The organism is Actinoplanes sp. NPDC051494 (genome assembly GCF_044454705.1).
Taxonomy (GTDB): Bacteria; Actinomycetota; Actinomycetes; order Mycobacteriales; family Micromonosporaceae; genus Actinoplanes.
This window is the reverse complement of the sequence record NZ_JBITDZ010000010.1, coordinates 368,142-393,808: the sequence shown is the minus strand read 5'-3', so window position 1 is coordinate 393,808 and position 25,667 is coordinate 368,142. Positions and strand designations below refer to the sequence as shown.

The window sequence follows — 25,667 nt, the reverse complement described above, 5'->3', positions numbered from 1 at the left end:
TGCAGCGTTGGAGGCCTTCATCTGTTCACCAGATCGATCCAAGATCCTCAGATCGAGTGGTCACAACCCCTCGACCAACGTCTGGGGACATCACACCTAGGAGGCCAGGTGGGCGGTGGAGGCCGGGCCGAGCTGGGTGGGGATCGCAGGGGTGGTCGCGGCCAGGCGGTGGACCGGGCCGGGCTGGCCGAAGAGGTAGCCCTGGCCCAGGTCGCAGCCCATCTCGGCGAGGGCCTGGGCTCGTTCCGGGGTCTCGATGCCCTCGGCCACCACCGCGATGCCCAGGTCGCCGCAGATGCGCACGACCGAGCGGCACAGCGCCCCCGCCCGTTCCGGGGAGACGTCCACATCGGTCAGTGTCGAGTCCAGTTTGACGATGTCGACCGGCAGCGAGTGCAGCTGGGCCAACGCGTTGTAGCCGCTGCCGAAATCGTCGAGGGCGATGCGGATCCCGTTGCGGCGCAACGTCTCCGCGACCTCGACCGCTCGGGGCAGGTCCGGGATGCGCTTGGTCTCGGTGATCTCGACGACGAGGCGCGACGCCGGGACGCCGTGGCGGGCCAGTGCGGCCAGGACACCCTCGGCGAGGCCGTGCTGGCCGAGGCGGGCCGCGGAGACGTTGACGTGCACGTCGACCGGGCGGCCGTAGGCGACGGCCAGGGCCGCGGCGTCCGCGCAGGAGCGGTCCAGGACGAAGTCGTCGATCGCGGCGACCAGGCCGGTGCGTTCGGCGACCGTCACGAACACGTCCGGGTCGACCGGGCCGGCGATCGGGTCGGTCCAGCGGGCCAGCGCCTCGACCGCGACCACGCTGCCGTCGGTGAAGCTGACGATCGGCTGGTAGAAAGCCGCGAAACCGTAGTCGGCCGGGGAGTTCTCCAGCGCGCGCATGAGCAGGTGCGGCAGGTCGGCGTTGGGGCCGCCGTCCGCGTTGCCGGTGTAGCGGACCAGCGCGTTCTTGCCGCGGCGCTTGCTGGCGTACATCGCGGCGTCGGCGCGGCGCAGCAGGATGTCGGCGGAGAGGTCCTGGTCGCCGGGATCGGGGCGGACCAGGCCGAGGCTGGCGCTGATGCCGACGGTGTGCCCGTCGATGACGAACGGTTCGCGCAGGTCCGCGAGGATCTCCTCGGCGATCGGGTCGGCGTCGCCGGCGCGCTTCTCCAGCAGCACCGCGAACTCGTCGCCGCCGAGGCGGGCCACCAGGTCCTCGCCGCCGGCCGCCGCGCGCAGGCGGTCACCGATGGCGCGCAGCAGCCGGTCGCCCATGGCGTGCCCGAAGCTGTCGTTGATGAGCTTGAAGTCGTCGAGGTCGGCGAAGACCAGCGCGACCGGCGAACCCCGATGACGGTACGCGTCGAGCGCGAGGACCAGGCGTTCCCGGAACAACGCCCGATTGGCGAGCCCGGTCAGCGGATCGTGATAGGCCTGGTGGTGCAGGCGTTCCTGACCCTCCGACACCCGGGCGAGCAGGACGCTGTTGTCGACGATGGTGAACATCTGCCGGGCCACGACCAGACCGAGACCGAGCCAGCCCAGATACGCCTCGTACGACGTGAGCTGCCCCCCGGTCCCGGTCCGCACCGCGATCACGACTCCGGTGGCGACCACCGGCACGTACGGCAGCAGCAGGTGCAGCCAGTCGGCCTCGGGCTCCTGCACCGCGACCGGTTCCCCGGTGGCCGGGTGCGACATGGCCGCGATCGCGAGCAGGGCCGGGCCGAGCAGGTATCCGGCGGCCTCGATCGGGGTGGGCACGCCGGTGCTGAGGTTGAGCAGGCGCACCGTGTCGGAGCAGCCGAGCGCGAGCAGGCCGGCGACCATCAGCCACAGTGTCACCCGCCCGGGTCCCCACATCGGGCGCATCACGAGCATGAGCAGCAGCATGACGATCAGGACGAGGTCGACGACCGGGTACGCCATGGCCACGCCGGTGGCCCATGGGTGGTGGCCCACCTCGGCGAAGATCCGGCCGGGCAGCGCGGACCAGGCCAGCGCGACCAGGGAGCCGGTGATCAGGAAGCTGTCGATGACCAGCAGGCCGCGGTCGCGGGGCACCGACGAGCGGGCCGCGCGGGGCAGCGACGCCGACATGGTCAGCAGGGTCAGGAACGCGAACAGCGGCAGGGTCAGGAACCCGACGTCGGCGATGCCGGCCGCGGTGGCCCGGCCGGGTTCCAGCACGTCGCGGACCACCCACCAGAGCCGGGCCAGCGCCCAGGCGGTCAGCCCGGCACCCAGCAGGATCCGCCAGCGGGCCCGCAGCGCGGTGTGTTCCCGGGCGGCCGCGAAGCACGCGAACGCGGCGAGCACCCCGGCGGCGAACTGGGCCGCGTCGTCGTAGAGCCGCTGTCCCGCGCCGGCCGGGACCGCGTACCCACCGACCGCGGTGACGACGGCCGTGAGGACGACGGCGAGCGTCACCGTCACGGGGGTCCGTTCGGACAGCCGTCCCGTCGTCATCACCACCCGCAACACCCGGTCGAACACGAGTGCCGTCCGGTGGCCGGCTGTAGCCGGCCACCGTCACGACCGGAGTAAGGTACCGCAGCCCGCGCCGCCCGCAAGCGGTGTGCGCCGGTCACCCGCACAGCGGTCCGTCGCGCCGGGTCAGTCGCGCAGGGTCAGATCGGCGACGATCACCGTGATGTTGTCCGGGCCGCCGCCCTGCAGCGCGAGGTCGATCAGACGCTCGGCGCAGCTCTGCGGGTCGTTGGGCTCCAGCAGCTCGGACTCGATGCGCTCGGCCGGCACCGGCCCGGTGAGGCCGTCGCTGCACAGCAGCCAGCGGTCGCCCTCCTCCGGTTCGACGAGGACGTACGACGGGCTCACCGGCTCACCCTGCAACGCCTGCGTGACGACCGCGCGGCGCGGGTGGCTGCCCGCCTCCTCGGGCCGGATCAGGCCCTGGTCGACGAGCATCTGGACGTACGTGTCGTCCTTGGTCAGCTGGTTGAGCCGGCCGTCGCGCAGCAGGTAGGCACGGCTGTCGCCGACGTGGGCGAGGGCGGCCCGGTCCCCGGAGAAGATCACGGCGGTGAGGGTGGTGCCCATACCCTGCAAGGCGGCATCGCCCGCCACGGTATCGGCTATCCGTCCGTTCGCGACCTCGAGGGCCTTGTGCAGAGCGTCCATCTGCTGTTCGTTCTCGATCGGCACGTCGAGCGACGCCATGGCCTCGACGGCGATGCGGCTCGCGACATCTCCGGCGGCCATTCCTCCCATACCGTCGGCCACGACCAGCAACCGGTCACCCGCATAGTGACAGTCCTGGTTACTGCTCCGCACGTGGCCTCTATCGGTGACGGCCGCCCACCGCAGGTGCAAGGTCATGGCGTGCAGCCTGCCAGGTCGGCTCCACCCTGTCTGCACGTGGTCGGCGGCGCGCCGCGACAAACGCCCGTCACCTGCGCAAAAAGGATACTCATCCGGGTAACTCCCCTTACAGTGGGCGCCCGAGGCACCGGGGATCGACGTCCCCGGTGACCGGGCGGGTGGGTGCGACCCATTCGAGGGCGGACTGATCGACCGCCCATCCGCGTACGGTGATGCGGCTGTGCACCGGGCGGACCGGCTCGGGGCAGAGGGTCTTGGACCGCACCCAGCCGTTGGGCAGGAACACGACCTCGCCGCCGCGCTGCAGGACGGTGGTCGCGGTGTCGTCGACGGTGATCATCTGCCCGCGGACCACCCGCACCGGCAGCGTGCCGTCGTCGACCTCGACGGCGCTGTTGGGCAGCACCGGAGCCTGCAGGAAAACCGCGCCGACGACGATCGGCGCGACGATCGTGGCGGCCACCGCCGGCCAGTGCGTCGCCACCCGGGCGGCCCGTGGCGGCACCGGGCCGGTCAGCAACCAGCCCAGCAGCGGGGGCACGAACAGCAGCACCGCCGTGCCGACCTCGCCGGCGCCCAGGGCGGCGCGGATGCCGGGCCACACCCAGAGCAGCACGACGAGCCCGAGCACGATCGGGATCACCAGCGTGGTGACGAGCAGCATCCGGCGCTCGCCCGGGAAACGCTGCACGGCGGTCAGGCCGAGGATCGCGACGACGAGCATCAGCAGCGTCGGCAGCATCCGCATCTGCCAGGTGAAGCCGGCGAGACCGGCCGCCAGCACCACGACCCAGTCCGGCATCCGCAGGGCGGTGAGCGCGAGCAGTGACCGCCGTGCGGCCTCGTTCTGGTCCGGCGAGCTGATCAGCAGGATGCCGCCGAGGGTACGCAGTACGAGCACCACCGCCGGCACCGCCCAGATCAGCGTGATGATCATCGCGCTGATCATGCCGAGCGGGCTGATGTACTGCACGAGCAGCAGCATCGTGGGCAGGTCCTGCCGGCTCAGGTACCACAGCCGGAGCACGAGCAGCACCAGCGGGAACGCGGGCAGCGCGGTGAACAGCCAGTTGAGCTGGGCCCGGCGCAGGCGCGGGCGGCGGTCGACGATCTCCACGCTGGTCACGGCGTCCGGTCCTCCCAGGGCAGCTCGCGGACCTCGGGCCGGTCGATGAACGGCTGCTGCGGCCGGGCCAGCGGGGTGAGCGGTTTGTCGGCGAGCCCCGGCCCGACGTTGCGCTGCGCGGCCAGCTCGGGCGCGATGTTGCGCTGATAAGCCTCTTCCCAGCGGGTGTCCTTGGGGTCGGCGTACGAGCGGTACAGCGTGACGTTCACCAGGTCACGCAGCGCCTCGTTGGCTCCCACGCTCACCCCCCACGCCTCGGTCGCGTCGTCGCCGAGATCCCAGTGGTCGTACTGGTCCGGATGCCGGTATTTGTACCCGCCGAGGATCGCGGCGTCGGTGGTGACCGCGACGACCTCCTTGCGGTCGAGCAGTTCGAAGCATTCCCCGACCCGGTTGCGCGGCACGATGATCGCGCCCGAGATGCCGGCCGCGATGGCGCTCGTGGACGCGGTCAGGCTGCAGATCCGCTGGCCCTGGAACTCCTTGAGGCTGGCCACCGGGGCGTGCCCGTGCAGGGTGATCACCGACTGCTCGGTGTGCAGGTACGACTTGGAGAACATCACGTTCGGCATCGCCTCGCGGGCGTCGTTGATGCTGTAGCTCGCGATCACCATCTTGACCGGTTTCGGGTTGTGGTCGAGATCGGTGGCCTCCATCCGGGAGCGGTCCTCGCTCTCGATGCCGTAGAACTCCACCTCGTCGCGGAGGAACCCGAGGTCCTCGGCGATCATGTACGCGATGTCGACGTCGAACCCGGTCCAGCCGAGTCTGGGGTCGAGGTAACCGATCCCGGGCTGGTCGTCCTTGACCGCGATCTGCAGGGTCTGCCACTCGTCCACCCCGGCCGTCCGGCGCAGATCCTCTATGGACGGCGGCCCCACGTGGAACAGCCGCACCCACCCGAACCCGAGCACCAGCACCAGGGCGGCCCCGATCGCGGCGAGCCGCCACGGTGCGAGCGGCGCCCCCCACGTGCGCACGGTTTCCTCCGGACGGGTGAACGTGCGCCGCAGCCCCAGCAGCGCCCGCTCGCCACGCCGGACCCGGGCGGTGCCGGCGGTGTGGCGCAGCACCGTGCGCTGCCGTGGTGGGCGGCGCACGATCACCTTGCGCACCGCCACCGGCGGGCGCCTCCCGGGGCCCTGTGGCGGCCCAGGAGGCGTTTGCGGGGCCGAACCCTGCCTCGGGGTTACCCCCGGCCCCGGATCGGGCCGAGAGCCCGCACCGGCCGTGGCCCGCTCGTCATCGTCCATGGTCGACACCGTGCCCCCGTCCCGTATCGAAGCGGTAAGTCTGCCGGAGAAATGTCACGGGACCGGGTCGGCGGTCCCGTAGGGCACGCCCGGCCGGCACCGCACCAGCCGGGCGGCGGTGAGCCGGAGCCCGTCGCGCGTGCCGTACCGACGGACGGCTTCCAGCCCGTAGGCACTGCAGGTCGGCGTGTACCGGCAGCGCATGGGCAGCCGCGGCGACACCTTGCGGTAACCCCGGATGGCAGTGGTCACGACCCGGTCGGTGGTGCTGCGCCGCGGACCCAGGCGGGACACGAGCAGCAGCGTGGCGCTCAGCGAATTGAAATTGCAGAAGGGCAGATCACAGATGTCGCAGACACCGTAGTCACTACAGGAGTCGCAGCCCCAGTTCTCGTACCACTTGTCCTTTTTCTTCTTCTTGTTACGGTGTCCCCGCCGCTTCCCCCACATGCCGACCATCGTGGCGCATGAGTGCGACAACTTCGGGTAACCGCGCCCCATGAGAGTCGGGACAGGTGTCACAGTCGCGGTGCTGGTGGCCGCGGGGGTCCGGATCGCCCGCGCACGGCACCGGCGGGTGCTGCACCCGGACGGCCGCTCCTTCACCGGTGACCTGGAGATCTGGGGCCTGCCCGAGCCGACCGGCGCGGCCCTGATCGACCGCCCGGCGCGGCACCCGGTGACCGTGCGGATCTCCAAGGGCGCCGGGACCCCGCCGGGCCGGCCGGACGTGCTCGGCGTGGCGGTGCGGGTGCACGGCCCGGTGGTCGGGCACCGGTTCGACCTGCTGCTCTCCACCGCCGGGCAGGGCCGGTGGACGCGACACCTGCCGGTGTTGCGGCGTACGTTCGCCACGCACTACGGCACGATCACGCCCTACCGCACCGGGACCGGCCGCAAGCTGTATCTCAGTGCGACGGGCGGCGCGGCTCTGGGCCGTACCCTCGCCTCGGTCGTCGCCGCGGCCGAGCACGACGGCGCACGACTGGTGCTCTCCGCCGGCGCCGGAGCGTCGTTCGGGCAGGTGCGCTTCGGGGCGGCGCTGTCCGCCGCGGCCGACGCCGACCTGGCGTTCGACCCGATCCGCAACGTCCCGGCCGACCTGCATCCGACCGGGACCGTGCACGGCCTCCGGGCCCTCGCCTACCGGGCCGGGCACCGATGGCGCGGCGCGCGGCCGGCGGCCCGGAACCCGGGAGCCGTGACGCGCACCGCGACCCACCGCTGAGCGCTACCTCGCGTAGACCACCACGGCGGTTTCGGGAGGGAGTTCCACCCGGTCCCGCTGCAGCACCACGCCCGGCTCGGTGGCCAGCAGCACCCGGGTCGGGACGGTGCGCAGGCTGACCGCCTGGGGGATCGGGGCGAGGTTGGCGGCCACGACGCAGCGGCCGCGGCGCATGACCACATACTGGTCGCCGTGCCAGACCTCGACCTGGTCCAGGCGGGGGTCGGAGAGGTCGGCGTGCTCGCGGCGCAGGGCGATCAGCCGTTTGTGCAGGTCGAGGATCTCCGCGTGGCCCGGCTTGCCGGGTTCGGACCAGTCCAGCTTGGAGCGCTCGAACGTGGCCGGGTCCTGCGGGTCGGGGACCTCCGCCTCGGCCCAGCCGTGCGAGCCGAACTCCCGGCGCCGGCCGTTGCGGACCGCGTCGGCGAGCTCGGGCTCGGGGTGGCTGGTGAAGAACTGCCAGGGGCTGCTCGCCGCCCACTCCTCGCCCATGAACAGCATCGGCGTGAACGGTGCGGTGAACAGCAGCGTCGCGCCGACCTTGAGCAGGCTCGGCGACAGGGTCGCGGAGATCCGGTCGCCGATCGCGCGGTTGCCGATCTGGTCGTGGTTCTGCAGGTACGCGACGAAGCGGTGACCCGGCACCCGGGCCCGGTCGACCGGCCGGCCGTGGTGGCGGCGGCGGAAGCTCGACCAGGTGTTCGCGTGGAAGAACGCGCCGGTGAGCACCGTCTCCAGGCAGTCGAGCGACCCGAAGTCGCCGTAGTAGCCCTGCCGTTCGCCGGTGAGCAGCGTGTGCAGCGCGTGGTGCACGTCGTCGTCCCACTGGGCCTGCAGGCCGGAGCCGCCGGCCTCCCGCGGGGTGATCAGTCTCGGGTCGTTCAGGTCGGACTCGGCGATCAGCGACAGCGGGCGGCCGACGTGCGTCGACAGGCTCTCCACCTCGACGGCCAGCTGCTCGAGCAGCGTCACCGCGCCGTGGTCGACCAGGGCGTGCACCGCGTCGAGGCGCAGGCCGTCCACGTGGTAGTCGCGCAGCCAGGACAGCACGCTGTCGGTGATGTAGCGGCGGACCTCGTCGGAGTGGGGGCCGTCGAGGTTGATCGAGGCGCCCCACGGGTTGGCACCGGCGAAACTGAGGTAGGGCGCGAACATCGGGGCATACGCGCCGGACGGGCCGAAGTGGTTGTAGACCACGTCCAGCACCACGCCGAGGCCCTTGGCGTGGGCCGCGTCGACGAAGCGCTTCAGGCCGTCCGGGCCGCCGTACGCCTCGTGCGGCGCGAACCAGCAGACGCCGTCGTAGCCCCAGTTGTACTCGCCGTTGAACGCGTTGACCGGCAGCAGCTCCACCAGGTCGACACCGAGCTCGACGAGGTGATCGAGGCGTTCGACGGCCGCGTCGAACGTACCTTCCGGGGTGAAGGTGCCGACGTGCAGCTCGTAGAGGACGGAACCCGGCAGCTGTCGTCCGGTCCACGATCCGTCCGACCACGGGAACGCCGCATGGTCGTACACCCGGCTGGGGCCGTGCACCCCCTCAGGCTGCCATCTCGACCGCGGATCCGGAAGCGGCACATCGTGATCGGTCAATACGTACGCGTAGTCGGCGCCGGCGCCGGCCTCGGGCACGTCGAGGCGCCACCAGCCGTCGTCGCCGCGCTCCATCTCGCGATCAGCTCCACCGATACGCAGGGTGACGGTCTTCTCGGGAACCCAGACCTCGAAGAAAGCCATGTCTACTCTTTCACCAGCAAGGCGACGGGGTACGTGTGCAGCAGATCGGCCACGGCCAGGCGGTTGCCGCCGTAACTGGTGTTCGTGAAGACTTCCGTCCAGGTATGACCGTCGAGTGACAGCGTGGTGTCGTGCCAGCCGCCGTGGCGTGACAATCCGACCGGCAACCGGGTGGCCACCGCGACCACGCCGCCCCGGTCGTACGCGAGGGCGTGCTCGGCGACCCGGCCCTCCGCGAACACCGGACGGTAACCGGCGAACAGCTCCGGGCGCTGCCGGCGCAGCCGCAGGGTACGGCTGGTGACCAGCAGTTTCGCCGCGCCGCTGTCGTCGACCGGCGGCTGCCACCCGTCGTCGATGCGGGCGAGCAGCTCGCGGCGCTCACCGAAATCGACCGGGCGCCGGTTGTCCGGGTCGACCAGCGACAGGTCCCAGAGCTCGGAGCCCTGGTACACGTCGGGCACGCCGGGCATGGTCAGCTGCACGAGCTTCTGGCCCAGCGAGTTGGACCGGCCGGGACCGGTGATCGACGCGGCGAACCCGGCCACCTCCGCGGTCAGCGCGGGCTCGTCGTAGATCCGGTCGACCATCCGCCGCAGCGCGGTCTCGAAACCCTCGTTCTGCTGGGTCCAGGTGGTGCCGACGCCGCCTTCCCGGGCGGCCTTCAGCGCGTACGCCTGCAGCCGCTCGCGCTCGATCGGCCAGGCACCGACCGCGGCCTGCCAGATCAGGTGGGCGAGGGCCGGATCGGGCAGCGGGTCCACCCGGACCCAGCGGCGGACCACCTCGGTCCAGTCCCCGGGCACCTCGGCCAGCACCGCCAGCCGGGCCCGGACGTCCTCGCTGCGCTTGGTGTCGTGGGTGGAGAGCGACGTCATGCCGGCCGGCCAGCGCCGCTGACGGTCGTCGCAGGCGTCATGGAACGCGTCGGGCGCGACGCCGAACTCGGCCGGGTCGTTGCCGACCTCGTTGCGGGCGGTGAACCGGGTCCAGCGGTAGAACGCGGTGTCCTCGACCCCCTTGGCCATGACCGCGCCGGTGTACTGCTGGAAGCGGATCGCCAGCTCGTCGTCGGGACGGCGCAGCCGGGCGGTGAGCTGGTCCAGGACCGGGATCAGCCCGGGGCGCCGGCGGCCGGCCTCGGCCCGGGCCTTCGCCAGGTGCCGGGACCCGAACGGCAGGTAGGACCGGTAGACCGGGAAACAGGCGGCAAGCTCGGCCAGGGCCTTCGGCGCGGCCTCGATCTCGGGTACGAGCCGGCACAGCCGCGCCAGCTCGGCCGCGAGTTCCGTCGTGGCGACGTGGTGCTTGCAGTCGTGCACGAGGTTCTGCCAGCTGGTCTCGCCGCCGGTCAGGTGGTGGTCGAGGGTGTCGAAGAACCGCTCGGTGGTGGGGTCGATGAACACGCCACCGACCTCGGCGAGCGCGTCGTACCCGGTGGAGCCGGCGACCGGCCAGTCCGGCATCTCCTCCCCCGGTTCGAGGATCTTCTCGACCACGATCCAGGCGTCCGGGGCGGCTTCCTTCAGCCGTCGCAGGTACTCACCCGGGTCGCGCAGGCCGTCCGGGTGGTCGACGCGCAGACCCTGCACGGCACCCTCGGAGTACCACCGCAGGATCTCGCGGTGGGTGGCCTCGAAAACCTCGGGATCCTCGACGCGCAGACCGGCCAGATCGATGATCGAGAAGAAGCGGCGGTACGTGAGCTCGGAGTCGCCGCGTTTCCAGTTGACCAGCTCGTAGTGCTGCCGGTCATGGACCTCCCGCGCGGAACCGTCGCCGGTGCCGTCCGCGATCGGGTAGCGCTTGTCGAAGTAGTGCAGCTCGCCGTCCACGACCGTGAGCTGGTCGAGCGCGTCCGGCTCGTCGGCCAGCACCGGGATCAGGATCCGGCCCTGCGCCCAGTCGATGTCGTAGAAGCTCGCGTACCGCGACGACTCCCCGTTCCTGAGAACGTCCCACCAGGTCGGGTTCGCGGCCGGCACGCCGACCCCGGCGTGGTTGGGCACGACGTCGACCACCATGCCCAGCCCGGCCGCGTCCAGCGCCGCCTTGAGGGCCAACCGGCCCTCCTCGCCGCCGATCGCCGGGCTGACCCGGGTGAAGTCGACGACGTCGTAGCCGTGCTCGGAGCCGGGGGCGGCGGTGAGCAGCGGCGAGGTGTACAGGTGACTCACCCCGAGATCGGCCAGGTAGTCGACGATCTCGGCGGTGGACTTGAGGGGGAAGTCGGGGCGGATCTGGACGCGGTAGGTACCAGAAGGGGGCATTAGACCGTCCTGTCCAACACGATGATCGAGCGGTCGGGCACGAGGATGGTGGAACCGGCCTCCACCACGTTCGGGCTGTCCGGCGACGGTTCGGCGGTCTCGATGACCTTCTCCCACTTCTCGCCGTACTCCATGGGGGGCGTGGAGAACTCGATCGGCGCGTCGTGGGCGTTGAAGAACAGCAGGAACGAGCTGTCGACGTGGCGCTGACCGTATTGACCGCGCTCGCGGATGCCCTCGCCGTTGACGAACAGCGCGACCGCGCGGCCGAAGTCGTTGCCCCAGTCGTCGCCGGCCATCTGCCGGCCGTCCGGGGTGAACCACTCCAGGTCGGGCAGCGGGTCGCCGCCACCGCGGGCGGTGACCGGCAGGCCGGTGAAGAAGCGCCGGCGCTGGAACACCTGGTGGCGGTGGCGGAACGCGGTCAGCTTGCGGGTGAACTCGAGCAGCCGCTCGTCGGCGTTGCCCCAGTCGATCCAGCTGATCTCGTTGTCCTGGCAGTACGCGTTGTTGTTGCCCTGCTGGGTGCGGCCCAGCTCGTCGCCGTGCGAGATCATCGGCACGCCCTGGCTGAGCATCAGCGTGGCCAGGTAGTTGCGCCGCTGCTTGGCCCGCAGCGCGAGCACGCCGCGGTCGTCGGTCGGGCCCTCGACGCCGCTGTTCCAGGAGCGGTTGTGGCTCTCGCCGTCCCGGTTCTCCTCGCCGTTGGCGTCGTTGTGCTTGTCGTTGTACGAGACGAGGTCGTTGAGCGTGAACCCGTCGTGCGCGGTGACGAAGTTGATCGAGTGGAACGGTTTGCGGCCGTCGTCCTGGTACAGGTCGGCCGAGCCGGTGATCCGGCTGGCGAACTCGGCCAGCGTCGCGGGCTCCCCGCGCCAGAAGTCGCGTACGGTGTCGCGGTACTTGCCGTTCCACTCCGTCCAGTTGGGCGGGAAGTTGCCGACCTGGTAACCGCCCGGGCCGACGTCCCAGGGCTCGGCGATCAGCTTGACCTGACCCACCACCGGGTCCTGCTGGACGACCTCGAAGAACGTCGACAGCCGGTCCACGTCGTAGAACTCCCGGGCCAGGGTGGAGGCGAGGTCGAACCGGAAGCCGTCCACGTGCATCTCGGTGACCCAGTAACGCAGGGAGTCCATGATCAGCTGGAGGCTCTGCGGACTGCGCACGTTGAGGCTGTTACCCGTACCCGTGTAGTCCATGTAGAAGTTGGGTTGGTCATCCACGAGCCGGTAATAGGTCCGGTTGTCGATGCCCTTGAGGCTCATCGTCGGCCCGAGATGGTTGCCCTCGGCGGTGTGGTTGTAGACGACGTCCAGAATGACTTCCATGCCGGCCGCGTGCAGCGCCTTGACCATCCCGCGGAACTCCTGGGTCTGCTGGCCCAGGGAACCCATCGCGGAATAGCCGTGGTACGGCGCGAAGAAGCCGAGCGTGTTGTAACCCCAGTAGTTGCGCAGACCGAGGTCGGAGAGGCGGTTGTCATGGACGAACTGGTGCACCGGCATCAGCTCGACCGCGGTCACGCCCAGCTTGGCCAGGTGCTCGATGACCGCGGGGTGCCCGATCGCCGCGTACGTCCCGCGCATGTCCTCGGGCACGTCGGGGTGCCGCTCGGTCAGGCCCTTGACGTGCGTCTCGTAGATCACAGAGTGGTGGTACGGGATGTCCGGCCGGCGGTCGTTGCCCCAGTCGAAGTACGGGTTGACCACCACGCCCTTCGCCATGTACTGCGCCGAGTCCAGGTCCGACATCTCGTCGGGGTTGTCCATGTCGTACGCGTACAGCGACGGGTGCCAGTCGATGTCCGAGTCGACCGCCCGCGCGTACGGGTCGAGCAGCAGTTTGTGCGGGTTGCACCGCAGCCCCCGCGACGGGTCGTAGGGCCCGTAGACGCGGTAGCCGTACCGCTGACCGGGTTCCACCCCGGGCAGGTATGCGTGCCAGACGAACGCGTCCTGCTCGTGGAGCTGGACCTTGCGCTCGTTGCCGGACGCGTCGAACAGGCAGAGCTCCACAGCCTCCGCGATCTCCGAGAAGATCGCGAAGTTGGTGCCCGTGCCGTCGTACGTCGCGCCCAGGGGATACCGGTGACCCGGCCACACCTGCATCTGATTGCTCCCACCCTCGACCGACCGGTGCCCGCGGTCGCGAGGGCCTTTCGCCACGGGCGGGCAGACGTGTTCCCCACCGCGCTCCGGGCTAATCCTGTGCGACCGCGTCAGCGGTCATTCTCACCGATGGGACGGCGGGCGTCTCCGCGACGGTCCGGTTACCGCCCGATACCTTTCGCTTTCTCTGCGTATTCATGTGGGAACTGTCACGTATCCCACCGGGTTTAGCGGGATCCAAATAGAGCAAAGAGACCGCGGGGGAATGGGGTTTCATGGACCGGATCTTGATGTTGAGCTGGGAATACCCGCCGTTGCTCGTGGACGGACCGGGACGCCACGCGCACGCGCTGGCCACGTCGCTCGTCGCCGACGGCCACGAGGTGACCGTGGTGACCCGGCACGTGCCGGGCGCGCCGCGCGAGGAATTCGCCGAGGGCGTGCACGTCGTCCGCGCGCCGGAGGACCCGCCGGAACACACCGACCTGGTCGGCTGGACCACCGCGTTCAACCACAGCCTGACCCGGGCCGCCCTGCGCGCCGCCCGCAACGGGCGCTACGACGTGGTGCACGCCCACGACTGGCTCGTCGCCCATTCGGCGATGACGCTGCGCGAGCACCTCGACGTCCCCCTGGTCGCCACCATGCACTCCACCGAGGCCGGCCGCAGCCCGGGCGCCCCGCACCACACGATCGACGACATCGAACGCTGGCTCGCCACCGAGGCCGACCGGCTGATCGTCTGCTCCGACCACATGCGGCGCGAGATCCGCTCCGCGTTCGGCGTGTCCGGGGCGAAGGTCGAGGTCATCCGCAACGGCGCCGACCTCGTCCGCTGGTACGCCCGGCCGCCCGCGATCGCCGCCGCCCGGCAGCGTTACGCCGGGACGGGCCCGCTGCTCACCGTCGCCGGCCGGCTGGTCGCCGAGAAGGGCGTCCAGCACCTGCTCGCCGCACTCCCCCACCTCGAGAAGGCCCACCCGGGGCTGCGCGTCGTGATCGCCGGCGACGGTCCAGACCGGGCCGAGCTCGAGGCCGCCGCCTCCCCGGCCGTGACGTTCGCGGGATTCCTCCCGGAGGACGAGCTCGCGGCACTGCTCGGCGCGTCCGACTGCCACGTGGTCCCGAGCACGTACGAACCGTTCGGCATGATCGCCCTGGAAGCGGCGGTCGCGGGTGCCCCGGTCGTGGCCGCGTCCACCGGCGGGCTCGCCGAGATCATCGAGGACGGCGTCACCGGCGTGACGTTCGAGCCCGGGAACCCGTACGCGCTGGCCGACGCGGTGACCTCGGTCCTCGCCGACCGCGATGTCGCCCGCACCCTGGCCCGGGCCGGGCGCCGCCGGGTCCGCGAGGACTTCACCTGGACGGCCGTCGCGGCCAAGACCCACAAGGTCTACGCGGCGGCGGCCCGGCACACCGCCTGGGACGCCCGCGAGGCCCAGCTGATCCTGGCCGAGGCCACCCTCACCGCACCCGTCACCCCGCGGATCTCCGCTTGAGAGCACTGGTGCTCGGTGGCGGCGGGATCACCGGCATCGCCTGGGAGCTGGGCCTGATCGCCGGGCTGCGCCGCCTCGGCACCGACCTCGGCTCGGCCGACCTGATCATCGGCACCTCGGCCGGCGCGTACGTCGGCGCCCTGCTGGCGACCGGCACCGACCTGGACGAGGCCATCGCGGCGGCGTCGGCCATCAAGATCGAGCTGTCCCCCCGCGTCGACCCGGGCCTGATGGCCCAGGGCTTCGCCATCCTCACCGACCGCACCCGCACCCCCGCCCAGCTCCGCGCCGCCATCGGCGCCCTCGCCCGGTCGGCCGCCCTCGGCGACGACGCCCCGCACGTGGCCCGGTTCGCGGCCCAGCTGCCGGCGCACACCTGGCCCCGGACGCCCCGCCTGGTCGTCACCGCGGTCAGCACCACCACCGGCGAGCTCACCGCCTGGGACGCCGGCGCGGACGTCGCACTGCCCGCCGCCGTGGCCGCGAGCTGCGCCCTGCCCGGCGTCTTCCCCCCGGTCCGGGTCGGCGACGACCGGTACATGGACGGCGGCCTCCGCTCGGTCACCAACACCGACCTGGCCACCGGCGCCGAGGCGGTCGTGGTGCTCGCACCCAGCAGCGGCATGTTCCGCACACCCCCGGCCACCGAGCTGAACGCCCTGGCCCCGGCCCGCAGCGCGCTGATCGCCCCGGACGACACCGCCCGCGCCGCGATGGGCACCAACATCCTCGACCCCGGCCGCCGCGCCGACGCCCTCGCCGCGGGCATCGCCCAGGCCGCCGCGGTCGCCGGGGCGGTGGCGAAAGCCTGGCTCTGACGCCGCCCTCGCATAACGTGACGAGATGGACTCTTACCGTGACGTTGTCGAGTTCGCCGGGCACACCCCCGGCCCCGTCCAGGCGTTCATGAGCCATTACACCGAGCTCGGGCTGCTTGTCCTCGTCGCCCTGTGGGCACTCGCCTGGGCGCTCACCCGCCGCACCGCACCAGCTCTGACCGGGCTGGCCGGCGTGCTCCTCGCGTACGGCCTCAGCGAGTGGGTGAAGACCTGGGTGGACGCCGAACGCCCGTGCCGGATCTTCCCTGAGCTGCGGATCATCGCCCACGAGTGCCCGGCGACCGGTGACTGGTCTTTTCCCAGCAACCACTCCACGATCGCCGGGGCCCTGGTCGTGGCGGTCCTGCTGCTCTCCCGGAACCTGGGACTGCTCGCGCTGCCACTCGGGGTGCTGGCCGCGTTCTCCCGGGTGTTCGTCGGTGTGCACTACCCGCGCGACGTCGTGGCGGGATTCCTGCTCGGCGCCGCCGTCACCCTGTCGGTATCGGTGCTGGTGCGGCACCGTCCCGGCCGGCGAGAAAGCCTCGCACCGCGGCGAGGAACTCAGCCGGCCGGTCCGCATGGACGTGGTGACCGGCTTCGAGGCTGACCAGCCGGGCGTCCGGCATGCGCTCGACCGTCTCGGACAGCAGGTGCTGCGGGATCGTGCTGTTCGCGCCACCCACGATCAGGGTCGGGGTGCTCAGCGTGGCCAGCCGGTCCCACCACGCCGGGTCGGGGTCGGTGATCTGGGCCCGGATCGCGGTGACCGCGGCGAAGTCGAACGGGGTCGGTTCCGCCGGCCGGTCCAGCGGGGGCCGCGACAGCGCACCCGGGCGGGGTGCTGTCACGTCCTCCAGCACCAGAGCGGTGACCCGGTGCGGGTGGGCCCCGGCCAGCAGGATCGCCACGACGCCACCCATCGAGTGGCCGACCAGCACGCAGCGGTCGATCCCGGACGCGTCGAGGAAACCGAGCACGTCGCCGGCCATCAGCTCGAAGGAGTAGTCGCCGGGGTGCCCGCTGCGACCATGCCCGCGCAGGTCGAGGGCGTACACCCGGTGCCGGGAAGCCAGACCCGGCAGCACCGGGAGCCAGTCGCGTTCGTCGTCGCCGAGACCGTGCAGCAGCACCATCGGCGGATCGCCGGGATCTCCCGCGCTGCGGTAGGCGAGCCTGAGCCCGCCGATCTCGGCGACGTGCGTGGACCCGGTCACCGGCGCGCCGAGTAGATCGCCAGCCTCACCCGGGCCGCGTTGAACAGGGGCGCGGGGACACCCAGGCGCTCGGCGTGGGCGACCATGTCGCCGACGATGGCCTCCGCCTCGACCGGGGCACCCGCGGTCATGTCGCGATACATCGACGAGGTGGCCGGGACACCCAGGGCGGTGATCGAGTCGCGGAGGAGCTTCTCCCAGGAATCCCGGGGCCGGTGACCCGCCGCCGTGGCGATGGCCAGGGCCTCCCCGGCGACCGCGGAGGCGTACGCGAGACCGCCGGGCACCGCCGTGATGTCGCCGATCGTGCCTCCAGCCAGGGTCGTCGCGACGCCGATGCCGGAGAGGAAGGCCCACTTCTCCCACATCTCCTGCACGATGTCGCCGGACGCGCGGGACTCGAAACCCGCGCCCGACAGCGCCGCCGTGACCGCGTCGAGCCGGTCGTCGGGCGCGTCGCCGAACGGGCCGTGCACGAGGCGGGCCATCGCGGTCATCTGCGAGATGTCGCCCTCTTCGGTGAGAGTCGAGTTGATCATGCAGATGCCACCCCAGACGCGCTCCGGGCCGAACGCCGCGAGCAGCGTGTCGACATGGCGCATGCCGTTGAGCAACGGGACGATCACGGTCCGCGCCCCGACCGCCGGGGTGATGTCGGCGATCGCCTGATCCAGCCCGTAGCTCTTCACCGAGAGCAGGACCAGGTCGTACGGGGAGTCGAGGGTGCCGGCGGTGACCGTACGGACGTCGGTCCGGCTCTCCCCGGACGGGCCGGTGATGCGCAGCCCCCGCTCGGCGAGTCTCGCCGCGCGGGCGGGCCGGACCAGGAACGTCACGTCGCGGCCGGCCCCGGCCAGGCGACCACCGAAATACCCGCCGGTCGCCCCGGCCCCCACGACGAGGACCCGCATGTCAGGCCCCGAGCATCTCGTCCACGAAACACCACTTCCAGTTCTCGCTCGGTTCGTACGAGCGCATCACCGGGTGACTCGACCCGTCGTAATGCCGGGACATGTGCTGCCGCGGTGACGAGTCACAACAGCCGACATAGCCACAGTCCATACAGATGCGCAGGTGCACCCAGTCCTGATAGCCGTCGTGCACGCATTCGGGGCAGCCGCCTTCATACGGTGCCAGGGGGGTCGGCTCGGTCGCTTCCTTGAGGTGCAGGCAGGTCACTCGTCGCTCCGGATCAGCTGGGACTCTTCCAGGTCGAGCTCGCGCTGGGCGCGGTTGAGCACCTCCTCGGAGATGCGCCCCTCGTTGCGGGCGATCTTGAAGACGTGCCGCTCGGCGGTAATCATCTCCCGCCGCAGCCGGCCGTACGCGGCGGACGGGGTCTCGAGCTGCTGATTGCCCAGCCGCTCCCACGCGTTGTTGGAGCGGCTGTCGGTCAGCGCCCGCAGCCGTTCGACGACCGAGTCCGGCGCGCCGTCGGCGTGGGCCTCGAGGCGGTCCCGGGCGGCCCGGCTGGCCGCGTGCTGGATGTTGGCCTCGGCGAGGGCGTCCTCGGTGCTGGTGTCCTCGCGCACGCCGAGGCGCCGCGACAGCATCGGCAGTGTCGTGCCCTGGATCAGCAGGGTCAGCACGATGATCGCGAACGCGACGAAGACGAACAGCTCACGCGGGTAGTCGCCGGTGTCGAACGTGTCGTTGGGCGGCAGGGTCAGCGCCGCGGCGAGCGTCACCACGCCGCGCATCCCGGCCCAGGCGAGGACCGTGGGCACCGTGATCGGCGGCCGCTCCTCCCGGGCCCGGATCCCGGGGATCAGCCGGGCCAGGTAGGTCGCCGGGTACATCCAGACGAACCGGATCACGACCAGCACCAGGAAGACCACGAGTGTCACCCGTACGGTGGTGGCCATGTCGGTCTCGATGTTCTCGATCAGCTCCCGCAGCTGCAGGCCGACCAGCAGGAACACGACACCTTCGAGCAGGAAGTTGATCAGTTTCCAGACCGCGTCCATCTGCAGCCGGGACGTCGCCGAGAGCAGGTACGGGATGCGGTGCCCCAGGTAGAGCCCGGCGATCACCACGGCGACGACGCTGGAGGAGTGCAGCTCCTCCGCGATGATCACCACGACGAACGGGGTCAGCAGCGCGACCGCGTCGTCCAGCAACGGGTCGGTGATCTTGCGGTGCAGCCACGCGGCACCGAGCGCGAACAGCAGGCCGAGCAGCACGCCGCCACCGGCCTTCAGCGCGACCTCCTTGCTGATCTCCCAGAAGCCGACCGCCGTGCCGAGCAGCGCGCTGACCGCGATCCGCACGGTGACCAGCGCGGTCGCGTCGTTGAGCAGGCTCTCGCCCTCGAGGATGGTCACCACCCGGCGGGGCAGGCCGATACTGCGGGCGATCGCGGTCGCCGACACCGCGTCGGGCGGCGCCACCACCGCCCCCAGCGCCACGCAGGCCGCGAGCGGCACGGCGGGCAGCAGAGCGTGCACGACGAACCCGACGACGAACGACGTGAGCAGCACCAGCCCGACCGCGAGCAGCAGGATGGGCCGCAGCGCCTTGCGGAACGCGACCAGGTTGGTCTGCAGCGCGGCGACGTACAACAGCGGGGGGAGGATGCCGACCAGCACGAGCTCCGGCTCGACGTGGACCTCGGGCAGACCCGGCACGTACGACAGCCCGAGGCCCGCGATCAGCAGCACCAGAGGGGCGATGAAGCCGAGCCGACGGGCGAGGGCCGCGCCGAGCACGGAGATCGCGACGAGCACGACCGTCTCGACGATGCTTTCCATGCCGCAGAGCTTAGAGAATCCTGGGCGCCACGGCTTGTGGCGCTACCCACCCTTGATTAGGTACCCATACTCTCGCCGTGCCCGCGGCGGTCCTGAAAGCTGTCCGCCATGACGCAGATCGTTCCCAGGGTGGGCATCACCGCGGTGGCCGGCGCCCTGCCCGCCTACGAGGTGACCACCGCCGACCTCCAGCGACGGGTGGCGCACGCGAGCGGCCTGCCGTTCCCGGACGGCATGATGGTCCGCGCCACCGGCATCGAGCGCCGCCGCGTCGCCGCCGACGACGAATACGCCTCCGACCTGGCGCTCACCGCCGCCCGCCGGGTCCTCGACGACACCGGCCTCGACCCGCTCGACCTCGACCTGCTGCTGTTCGCCTCGGCGACCCGGGACATGGTCGAACCGGCCACCGCCCACGTCGTGCAGGCGGCGCTGGGCAGCCGGGCGCACGCCCTCGACGTCACCAACGCCTGCAACAGCTTCCTCAACGGCATCGACCTGGCCCGAGCCATGATCATCGCCGGCCGGGCCCGCCGGGCGCTCGTGGTCACCGGGGAGACCCCGACCCGGGCCATGCGGCCCAGGCTCGACGGGATGGTCCAGGCCCGGCAGTCCCTCGCCGGCTACACGTTCGGCGACGCCGGCGCCGCGGTCCTCGTCGAACCGGTCGCCGCCGGGGGCATCCTCGACGTCGACAGCGAGACCCATTCGCGGCACTGGCCGGTCGGCGGCATCTTCGGCGGCGGCTCCCGGCACCCGCGCGGCGACGAACACACCTACTTCACCGGTGACGGCACCGTCCTGCGCGACGTGTTCGAGAAGATCGGGCCGGGCCTGCTGGAACGGGTCGCCCACCGCACCGGCCTGGGCTGGGACGACTACGCCGCCGTGCTGGTGCACCAGGTGACGATGCCCTATCTGAGACGGTTCGTGGAGGTTGCCGGGGTGCCCGAGGACAAACTCGTGCTGACCGTGCCCGAACTCGGCAACATCGCCAGCGCCACCCTCGGCGTCCAGCTCGACCGGGTCCGCCCGAGCCTGAGCACCGGCGACCGCGTCCTCATGGTCGGCCTCGGCGGCGGCGTCAGCCTCATGACGATGGTCTGGGAGGTGTCATGACCGAGCTGTGGGTGATCGTGCCGGCGTACAACGAGGCGGCGCGGATCCGGGCGACGCTCGACGCGCTCGCGGCCCAGACGGACACCGGCTTCGAACTGCTCGTCGTGGACAACGGTTCGACCGACGGCACCGCGGAGATCGTGCGAGGCTTCACCGCGCCCTTCCCGGTGCACGTCCTGGCCGAACCCGAGAAGGGCGTCGGCTGCGCCGTGGACACCGGATTCCGGTACGCGATCGGGCGCGGTGCGACGTTGCTCGCCCGTACGGACGCGGACTGCCTGCCCCGTCCCGGCTGGCTCGCGGCCGCCCGGGCCGGCCTGACCGGCGGCGCAGGCCTGACCAGCGGCGCGGGCCTGACCAGCGGCGCGGGCCTGACCAGCGGCGCAGGCCTGACCAGCGGCGCAGGCCTGACCAGCGGCGCAGGCCTGACCAGCGGCGCAGGCCTGACCGGCGGCGCGGGGCTGCTGTGCGGGCGGATCACCGCCCGTCGCGACGAACACGGCCTGGCCGGGCGGGCACTGTTCCGTGCCCTCGTGGCGCTCGCCGCCGGGTTCGGCCGGATCCGCCCCGCGCACCGCTCGAAGGAGTTCCTGGCGCCCTACCGGATGCACGCGGGCAACAACATGGCCATCACGGCTGCCCTCTACGAGGCCTGCGGCGGCATGCCCCGGCGCCCTTCCCCCACCGACCGGATCTTCCTCAACCGGGTACGCCGCACCACCCCCGCGATCCGTCACAGCCGCACCATGGTCGTGGAGAACTCCACCCGCAGGCTCTCGGCCTACGGCATCATCGGCGCGGCGAAGTGGTACCTCGATCAGGGCAGCGGCGACCTCACCGCGGATCCCCGATGATCGGCGAACTGATCGACGGCCTCCGTCCCGGCGACCCCCGCCCGGCGATCATCGGCCCCCCGGCCATCGGTCCCGCATCGATCCGGGCCGCGTTCAGCCGGCCCGCGCCCGACCGGCCCGAGCTCGACCAGCCCGCGCCCAACCAGCCCGCGCCCAACCAGCCCGCGCCCGACCAGCCCGCGCTCGACCAGCCCGCGCTCGGCCGGTCCCTGTTCGGCCGGTCCCTGTTCGGCCTGCGCCCTCGGACGGTCGTGAGCCGGGGTGAGCTGGCCACCCTCCTCGACGGGTACGCCGTCGCCCTGCACGCCGAAGGGCTCGTCGCCGGCGACACGGTGGGCTTGGCCGTCCGCCCCGGACCGCGCTCGCTGGCCGTGCTGCTCGCGGCGTACCACCTGGGACTGCGTATCGCCGTGCTGGACCCGTCGGCCGGCCCGGACGTCCTGCTGGCCCGGTTGCGACTTGCCCGGCCACGCCTGATCCTGGCCGACGCGGCTGCCCAGGCGGTCGCCGGATGGGCAGCCCCACTTGCCCGCCGCGCCCGGCTGGAACTGCCCGACCTGTCCGCCCTCGCACCGGCCCGCACGATCGGCCGGCGGCTGCCCGGTACGGCCCCCGGCCTCGCCCCGGGCAACGGACCCCGGCCGCGCGGGTACGACGGGGACGGCGACGCGGTCATCGTGTTCACCTCGGGGACCACCAGCCGGCCCCGTGCGGTCGTGCACACGAGAGCAAGCGTCAGCGCGGGCATGCGTACCGTCCACGATCTGGTCCGGCCGCGACCGGACCGCCCGGTCCTCGGCGGCACGTTCTTCGTCCTCGTGCCCTCGCTGGCCGCTCAGGCACCCGTCGCGCTGCCCGCCCGGCACCCGGCCGCACTGGCCCGGCAGCTGGCCGCGCTCACCCCGCAGGCCACCTATCTGACACCCCCGCAGCTGCGCGCCGCGCTCACCGCCGGCGCCCGGTTCACCGGCCGGGTCTACAGCGGATCGGCGCCGGTCAGCGCGGCGTTGCTGGCCCGGGTCCGGGCGGCGGGCGCGGACCGGGCCTACGGCGTGTACGCGCTGACCGAGGTCTTCCCGGCCGCCGTCACCGAGGCGGACGACAAGGCCGCGTTCGAGGGCGCCGGCGACCACGTGGGCGGCCTGCTCCCGGGCATCCGGGCCCGGATCGACGACAACGGCCAGGTGCTGCTCGCCGGCCCGAACGCCGCGGACCGTTATCTTGGCGAGGACCCGCGTGAATGGATCGCCACCGGCGACATCGGACGCCTCGAGGGCAACAGCTTGGTCCTCGGCGGGCGCGTCAAGGACATGATCCTGCGCGACGCCGAGAACATCTACCCCGGACTGTACGAACCATCGCTGCACGTCCCCGGCGTCGAGCTGGCGCTCATCGTGGGCATCCCGGCGACCGACGGCGACGAACGCGTGGTCGCCCTCGTGCAACCGGCCGAGGGCACCGACCCGCGGACCCTCAGGGCAGCTCTGCGCGAACCTTTGCACCGTATGGGCACGGCCCGGCCGGACGCACTGGTGTTCGGCCGGATCCCACTGGCCGGCCGCTCGCGCAAACCCGACCGCCCAGCGGCTGCCCTCCTGGCCGCCCGCTTGGCCGCACGCTCGGCACCCCGCGCGTGAGGGACCTGGCGGTGGTGGTGCCCGCCCACAACGAGGCCCGGTTGCTCCCCGGCCTGCTCCACGCCCTGGCCGCCCAGTCCGACCAGGACTTCACCCTGGTCATCGTGGACAACGCCTCCACCGACACCACAGCCACGATCGCAGCCGGCTACCCGTTCCCCACGAGCCCCCATCCCCCGGCCGAGCCCATTTCGCCAACCCAGCCCGCTATCCCCATCACACCCGTTCCTTCCCTCAGGCGCAGTGCTCCGGCCACGACCGCTTCGCCCACCTGGGCCGCCTCTCCTATCGCACCCGAATCCCCCACGCTGCGCGCTGCTCCTGCCGCACCGCATTCCCACCCCCGGCCCGCTGCTCCTTCTCTCATCGCCCCGGCTTTCGCCGACTTGTCCGTCTCTCCTTCTGGTCTCGCTTCCTGCACCGGCCGGGTCGAGGTCGTGGTCTTGCGCGAACCCGAGCCCGGTGCGGGCACGGCAGCGGACACCGGGTTCCGGTATGCGATCTCGCTGGGCGCGACGAAGCTCCTGCGTACCGATGCCGACTGTCTCCCCGCCCGGGACTGGGTCGCGACCGGCCGGGCGCTGCTCGACCGGGCCGAAATGGTCTGCGGCCGGAGTGTGCCCCGCCGGGACGAGAACCCGACCTGGGCGCAACGCTATCTGTACCCTGCGGCGGTCCGGCTGGCTGCCCTCGCGGGCAGACGACTGCACCGGTCGCCGACCGCGCGGGCGCCGTTCGTGCTGATCCACGGGCACAACATGGGCATCACCGCGGACCTCTACACACGCTGCGGGGGCACGCCCCGTGAGGACCTCAGCGCCGGTTCGGAGGACGTCACGTTGCTCAATCGTGCCCGTGAGCACAGTGACCGTGTACGGCGTACGGAGAACTTGGTGGTCGAGGCAAGCTTGCGCCGGCTCCGGGCCTGGGGACCGTGGCGGACCCTGTTGTGGTCCTGGAACCGCCGATACACGCCCGGCCCCGGAAAGGTCCACGTCCGTTGAATGCCCGTACCCGCGACCGCCGGGTCTACCTGGCCGGCCATCCGATGCTGTTCGCCCTGCTCACCGCGACCCGGCGCCGCCCGGTTACCAGGCTGGGTGGCACCCTGCTGATCCACGACCGGGCGGCGTTCGTCGCCGCCCTGACCCGGGTTCCGCTGGACCGTACCGCCGCCGGCACCACCGGCGGGGCCGCCGGCCGCCTGACCGACGGCGACCTGCTCTTCGACCAGCACGGCGAAGCCCACCGCCGCTCCCGCCGAACCGCCGCGGAAACGTTCGGAGCGGCCGGGGTGGCCCGCCTCCGCCCGATCTGGCAGCGTGTTTTCGCCGAGCGGCTCAGCCCACTGGCCCATGGTCACCCGGTCGACCTCGTCCCGATTGCGGCCGAGGCGGCCGGCGCCACCGCTGCGGCCCTGCTCAACCTCGCCACCGACCCCCTCACCCTGGCGACGGCGGCACGCCGGGCCGCCGACACCGCTGCCCGGGCCCACCTGCCCGGACTCCACCTCCCGGGCACCACCCGCCGGGCCGAGAGAGCCGCAGCCCACCTGTCTGCCCTGGTAACGCCCTCCGCAGAAGGTGACCACGAGGAGAACGCCGACGCCGAGAGCCCCCGCGCGGAGAACGTCCGCGCGGACGAGGCCAGGCCGGAGAACACCAGCACGGAGAAGACCGGCGCAGAAAAGCCCGGCACGGAGAAGACCGGCACGGCACAGGCCGAGGCAGCACAGGCCGAGGCAGCACAGGCCGAGGCAGCACAGGCCGAGGCGGACGAGGACAACGCAGAAAAGGCGCGCATAGAGCAGGCGGGTGCCACGCACGCGTATGCAGAACAGGCCGGCTCAAATCGGGCCAGCGCAAATCGGGCCGGTGCAGAGCAGACGGGTGCAGAGCAGGCGGGTGCAGAGCAGGCGGGTGCAGAGCAGGCGGGTGCAGGTGAGGCTGGGGCTGGGCTGGCTGCCATGTTGGCGGTGGCAGCCATCAGTACTACGGTCGCGGCGCTGCCTCGGGCTGCTGCCTGGGCTGCTGATGCCGAGCTCTGGGGGTACGCGGACAGCCCAGCGCTGGTCGACGAGCTTTTCCGGGTCACCGCGCCGACTCCCCTGCTGCCCCGGGTCGCCGCCGCCGGGGCGGTGCTGCCGGGTGGGTGCCCGGTTCGGGCCGGTGACCGGATGCTGCTGGTGGCCCGGCATGCCCTCGACGCGCATCATCTCGATCCTGACCCGGAGCATCCGATGCCCGCGCGGATCGCCCAGCTGGTCTTCGGTGCCGGGCCGCACGCCTGTCCGGGGGCGAGGCTGGCTCGTACCCAGCTCGGGGATTTCCTGCGGGCGCTCGCGGTCCACCAGCCTGTCGTGGTCCGGGCCCGGGCGGACCGCCATGCCGCCCTGCCCTCGTGGCGCAGCCTGGTGGTCCAGGCGGGCGATCAAAGCGGACAAAACAGCAGGTAGGCCGGGCACGACAGCCGTTCGGTCGGGCAGGCCGGGCACGCCACGCAGGGCGAATCGAGACCGGACCAATTGAGGCGGCGCACGAGGGCCGAAGCAAACGGGGTTGAACCGGCCCCTGGGGCTGGGTGCAGGGTAGGTGAAGCGAAGGCGTGAGACCGAGCGGGTCGGGATGGACAGGGGTGCGGGACGACGGGACGAGCGCGCTGGGTGAGCGGGGTGACAAAGGCCGGCGCGGTGACAAAGGCCGGCGCGGTGCG

21 protein-coding genes are annotated in these 25,667 nt (G+C 71.9%); 9 read left to right on the top strand and 12 right to left on the bottom strand.

Going from position 1 to position 25,667, the window contains the following annotated elements:
- Positions 1-96: 96 nt before the first annotated feature.
- The 5 genes from ACIA6A_RS31175 to yidD form a co-directional block, all read right to left on the bottom strand.
- Positions 97-2,460 (bottom strand): putative bifunctional diguanylate cyclase/phosphodiesterase, encoded by a 2,364-nt coding sequence (locus ACIA6A_RS31175; protein ID WP_396101536.1) that lies wholly within the window; start codon positions 2,458-2,460, stop codon positions 97-99.
- A gap of 147 nt (positions 2,461-2,607) precedes the next feature.
- Positions 2,608-3,330 (bottom strand): PP2C family protein-serine/threonine phosphatase, encoded by a 723-nt coding sequence (locus tag ACIA6A_RS31170; RefSeq protein ID WP_396101522.1) that lies wholly within the window; start codon positions 3,328-3,330, stop codon positions 2,608-2,610.
- A gap of 109 nt (positions 3,331-3,439) precedes the next feature.
- Complete coding sequence (locus ACIA6A_RS31165) at positions 3,440-4,459, bottom strand: hypothetical protein (RefSeq protein ID WP_396101521.1); 1,020 nt, start codon at positions 4,457-4,459, stop codon at positions 3,440-3,442.
- Entirely contained in the window at positions 4,456-5,580 is a 1,125-nt protein-coding gene (locus ACIA6A_RS31160; RefSeq protein ID WP_396101520.1) for a transporter substrate-binding domain-containing protein, read from the bottom strand. The genes ACIA6A_RS31165 and ACIA6A_RS31160 overlap by 4 nt, the downstream gene beginning before the upstream one ends.
- A 186-nt stretch (positions 5,581-5,766) precedes the next feature.
- Positions 5,767-6,012 carry a membrane protein insertion efficiency factor YidD gene (gene yidD / locus ACIA6A_RS31155; protein WP_396101535.1) on the bottom strand — a complete coding sequence of 82 codons (246 nt, stop codon included), beginning with the start codon at positions 6,010-6,012 and terminating at the stop codon, positions 5,767-5,769.
- 199 nt (positions 6,013-6,211) lie between these two features.
- Between yidD and ACIA6A_RS31150 the strand changes: the two genes are divergently transcribed.
- Positions 6,212-6,940: a hypothetical protein gene (locus ACIA6A_RS31150; RefSeq protein WP_396101519.1), complete on the top strand. Its 729-nt coding sequence runs from the start codon at positions 6,212-6,214 to the stop codon at positions 6,938-6,940.
- Positions 6,941-6,943: 3 nt separating this feature from the next.
- On the opposite strand, the gene treZ is transcribed toward ACIA6A_RS31150, so the two are convergent.
- From treZ to glgX, 3 genes are read right to left on the bottom strand one after another with little or no spacing between them, the layout of a single operon-like run.
- Positions 6,944-8,677, bottom strand: a complete 1,734-nt coding sequence (gene treZ / locus ACIA6A_RS31145) for a malto-oligosyltrehalose trehalohydrolase (RefSeq protein WP_396101518.1) — start codon at positions 8,675-8,677, stop codon at positions 6,944-6,946.
- A 2-nt stretch (positions 8,678-8,679) separates the two neighbouring features.
- Positions 8,680-10,947, bottom strand: a complete 2,268-nt coding sequence (treY, locus tag ACIA6A_RS31140; protein WP_396101517.1) for a malto-oligosyltrehalose synthase — start codon at positions 10,945-10,947, stop codon at positions 8,680-8,682.
- A complete protein-coding gene (glgX, locus tag ACIA6A_RS31135; RefSeq protein ID WP_396101516.1) occupies positions 10,947-13,058 on the bottom strand; it encodes a glycogen debranching protein GlgX in 2,112 nt (703 codons plus the stop codon). Before glgX ends, treY begins: the two co-directional genes overlap by 1 nt.
- 275 nt (positions 13,059-13,333) lie before the next feature.
- On the opposite strand from glgX, the gene ACIA6A_RS31130 reads away from it, so the two are divergent.
- From ACIA6A_RS31130 to ACIA6A_RS31120, 3 genes are read left to right on the top strand one after another with little or no spacing between them, the layout of a single operon-like run.
- A complete protein-coding gene (locus tag ACIA6A_RS31130; protein ID WP_396101515.1) occupies positions 13,334-14,560 on the top strand; it encodes a glycosyltransferase family 4 protein in 1,227 nt (408 codons plus the stop codon).
- Complete coding sequence (locus ACIA6A_RS31125) at positions 14,557-15,378, top strand: patatin-like phospholipase family protein (RefSeq protein ID WP_396101514.1); 822 nt, start codon at positions 14,557-14,559, stop codon at positions 15,376-15,378. Before ACIA6A_RS31130 ends, ACIA6A_RS31125 begins: the two co-directional genes overlap by 4 nt.
- 25 nt (positions 15,379-15,403) lie before the next feature.
- A complete protein-coding gene (locus ACIA6A_RS31120) occupies positions 15,404-15,988 on the top strand; it encodes a phosphatase PAP2 family protein (RefSeq protein WP_396101512.1) in 585 nt (194 codons plus the stop codon).
- Here ACIA6A_RS31120 and ACIA6A_RS31115 read toward each other — a convergent pair.
- From ACIA6A_RS31115 to ACIA6A_RS31100, 4 genes are read right to left on the bottom strand one after another with little or no spacing between them, the layout of a single operon-like run.
- Entirely contained in the window at positions 15,870-16,568 is a 699-nt protein-coding gene (locus ACIA6A_RS31115; protein ID WP_396101534.1) for an alpha/beta fold hydrolase, read from the bottom strand. The genes ACIA6A_RS31120 and ACIA6A_RS31115 overlap by 119 nt on opposite strands.
- Positions 16,569-16,591: 23 nt before the next feature.
- Positions 16,592-17,506, bottom strand: a complete 915-nt coding sequence (locus ACIA6A_RS31110) for a ketopantoate reductase family protein (RefSeq protein ID WP_396101511.1) — start codon at positions 17,504-17,506, stop codon at positions 16,592-16,594.
- A 1-nt stretch (position 17,507) separates the two neighbouring features.
- A complete protein-coding gene (locus ACIA6A_RS31105) occupies positions 17,508-17,774 on the bottom strand; it encodes a UBP-type zinc finger domain-containing protein (RefSeq protein ID WP_396101510.1) in 267 nt (88 codons plus the stop codon).
- Positions 17,771-19,345 carry a Na+/H+ antiporter gene (locus ACIA6A_RS31100; RefSeq protein WP_396101509.1) on the bottom strand — a complete coding sequence of 525 codons (1,575 nt, stop codon included), beginning with the start codon at positions 19,343-19,345 and terminating at the stop codon, positions 17,771-17,773. Before ACIA6A_RS31100 ends, ACIA6A_RS31105 begins: the two co-directional genes overlap by 4 nt.
- 108 nt (positions 19,346-19,453) lie before the next feature.
- On the opposite strand from ACIA6A_RS31100, the gene ACIA6A_RS31095 reads away from it, so the two are divergent.
- Genes ACIA6A_RS31095 through ACIA6A_RS31075 form a run of 5 tightly spaced genes read left to right on the top strand, consistent with a single transcriptional unit; the run spans position 19,454 to position 25,410 of the window.
- On the top strand, positions 19,454-20,464 hold the full coding sequence (locus ACIA6A_RS31095; RefSeq protein WP_396101508.1) for a 3-oxoacyl-ACP synthase III family protein: 1,011 nt from the start codon (positions 19,454-19,456) through the stop codon (positions 20,462-20,464).
- Entirely contained in the window at positions 20,461-21,318 is an 858-nt protein-coding gene (locus ACIA6A_RS31090; RefSeq protein WP_396101507.1) for a glycosyltransferase family 2 protein, read from the top strand. Before ACIA6A_RS31095 ends, ACIA6A_RS31090 begins: the two co-directional genes overlap by 4 nt.
- Positions 21,315-22,955, top strand: coding sequence for an AMP-binding protein (locus ACIA6A_RS31085; protein WP_396101506.1), 1,641 nt, complete (start codon positions 21,315-21,317; stop codon positions 22,953-22,955). Before ACIA6A_RS31090 ends, ACIA6A_RS31085 begins: the two co-directional genes overlap by 4 nt.
- Complete coding sequence (locus ACIA6A_RS31080) at positions 22,952-23,959, top strand: glycosyltransferase (protein ID WP_396101505.1); 1,008 nt, start codon at positions 22,952-22,954, stop codon at positions 23,957-23,959. The genes ACIA6A_RS31085 and ACIA6A_RS31080 overlap by 4 nt, the downstream gene beginning before the upstream one ends.
- A complete protein-coding gene (locus ACIA6A_RS31075) occupies positions 23,956-25,410 on the top strand; it encodes a cytochrome P450 (RefSeq protein ID WP_396101504.1) in 1,455 nt (484 codons plus the stop codon). Before ACIA6A_RS31080 ends, ACIA6A_RS31075 begins: the two co-directional genes overlap by 4 nt.
- Positions 25,411-25,667: the final 257 nt, after the last annotated feature.

Bases quoted from the DNA above. Each gene is read 5' to 3' on its own strand.
- ACIA6A_RS31175 (WP_396101536.1), bottom strand. From the start codon at position 2,460: ATGACGACGGGACGGCTGTCCGAACGGACCCCCGTGACGGTGACGCTC.
- ACIA6A_RS31170 (WP_396101522.1), bottom strand. From the start codon at position 3,330: ATGACCTTGCACCTGCGGTGGGCGGCCGTCACCGATAGAGGCCACGTG.
- ACIA6A_RS31150 (WP_396101519.1), top strand. From the start codon at position 6,212: ATGAGAGTCGGGACAGGTGTCACAGTCGCGGTGCTGGTGGCCGCGGGG.
- treZ (WP_396101518.1), bottom strand. From the start codon at position 8,677: ATGGCTTTCTTCGAGGTCTGGGTTCCCGAGAAGACCGTCACCCTGCGT.
- treY (WP_396101517.1), bottom strand. From the start codon at position 10,947: ATGCCCCCTTCTGGTACCTACCGCGTCCAGATCCGCCCCGACTTCCCC.
- glgX (WP_396101516.1), bottom strand. From the start codon at position 13,058: ATGCAGGTGTGGCCGGGTCACCGGTATCCCCTGGGCGCGACGTACGAC.
- ACIA6A_RS31130 (WP_396101515.1), top strand. From the start codon at position 13,334: ATGGACCGGATCTTGATGTTGAGCTGGGAATACCCGCCGTTGCTCGTG.
- ACIA6A_RS31120 (WP_396101512.1), top strand. From the start codon at position 15,404: ATGGACTCTTACCGTGACGTTGTCGAGTTCGCCGGGCACACCCCCGGC.
- ACIA6A_RS31110 (WP_396101511.1), bottom strand. From the start codon at position 17,506: ATGCGGGTCCTCGTCGTGGGGGCCGGGGCGACCGGCGGGTATTTCGGT.
- ACIA6A_RS31100 (WP_396101509.1), bottom strand. From the start codon at position 19,345: ATGGAAAGCATCGTCGAGACGGTCGTGCTCGTCGCGATCTCCGTGCTC.
- ACIA6A_RS31095 (WP_396101508.1), top strand. From the start codon at position 19,454: ATGACGCAGATCGTTCCCAGGGTGGGCATCACCGCGGTGGCCGGCGCC.
- ACIA6A_RS31090 (WP_396101507.1), top strand. From the start codon at position 20,461: ATGACCGAGCTGTGGGTGATCGTGCCGGCGTACAACGAGGCGGCGCGG.
- ACIA6A_RS31085 (WP_396101506.1), top strand. From the start codon at position 21,315: ATGATCGGCGAACTGATCGACGGCCTCCGTCCCGGCGACCCCCGCCCG.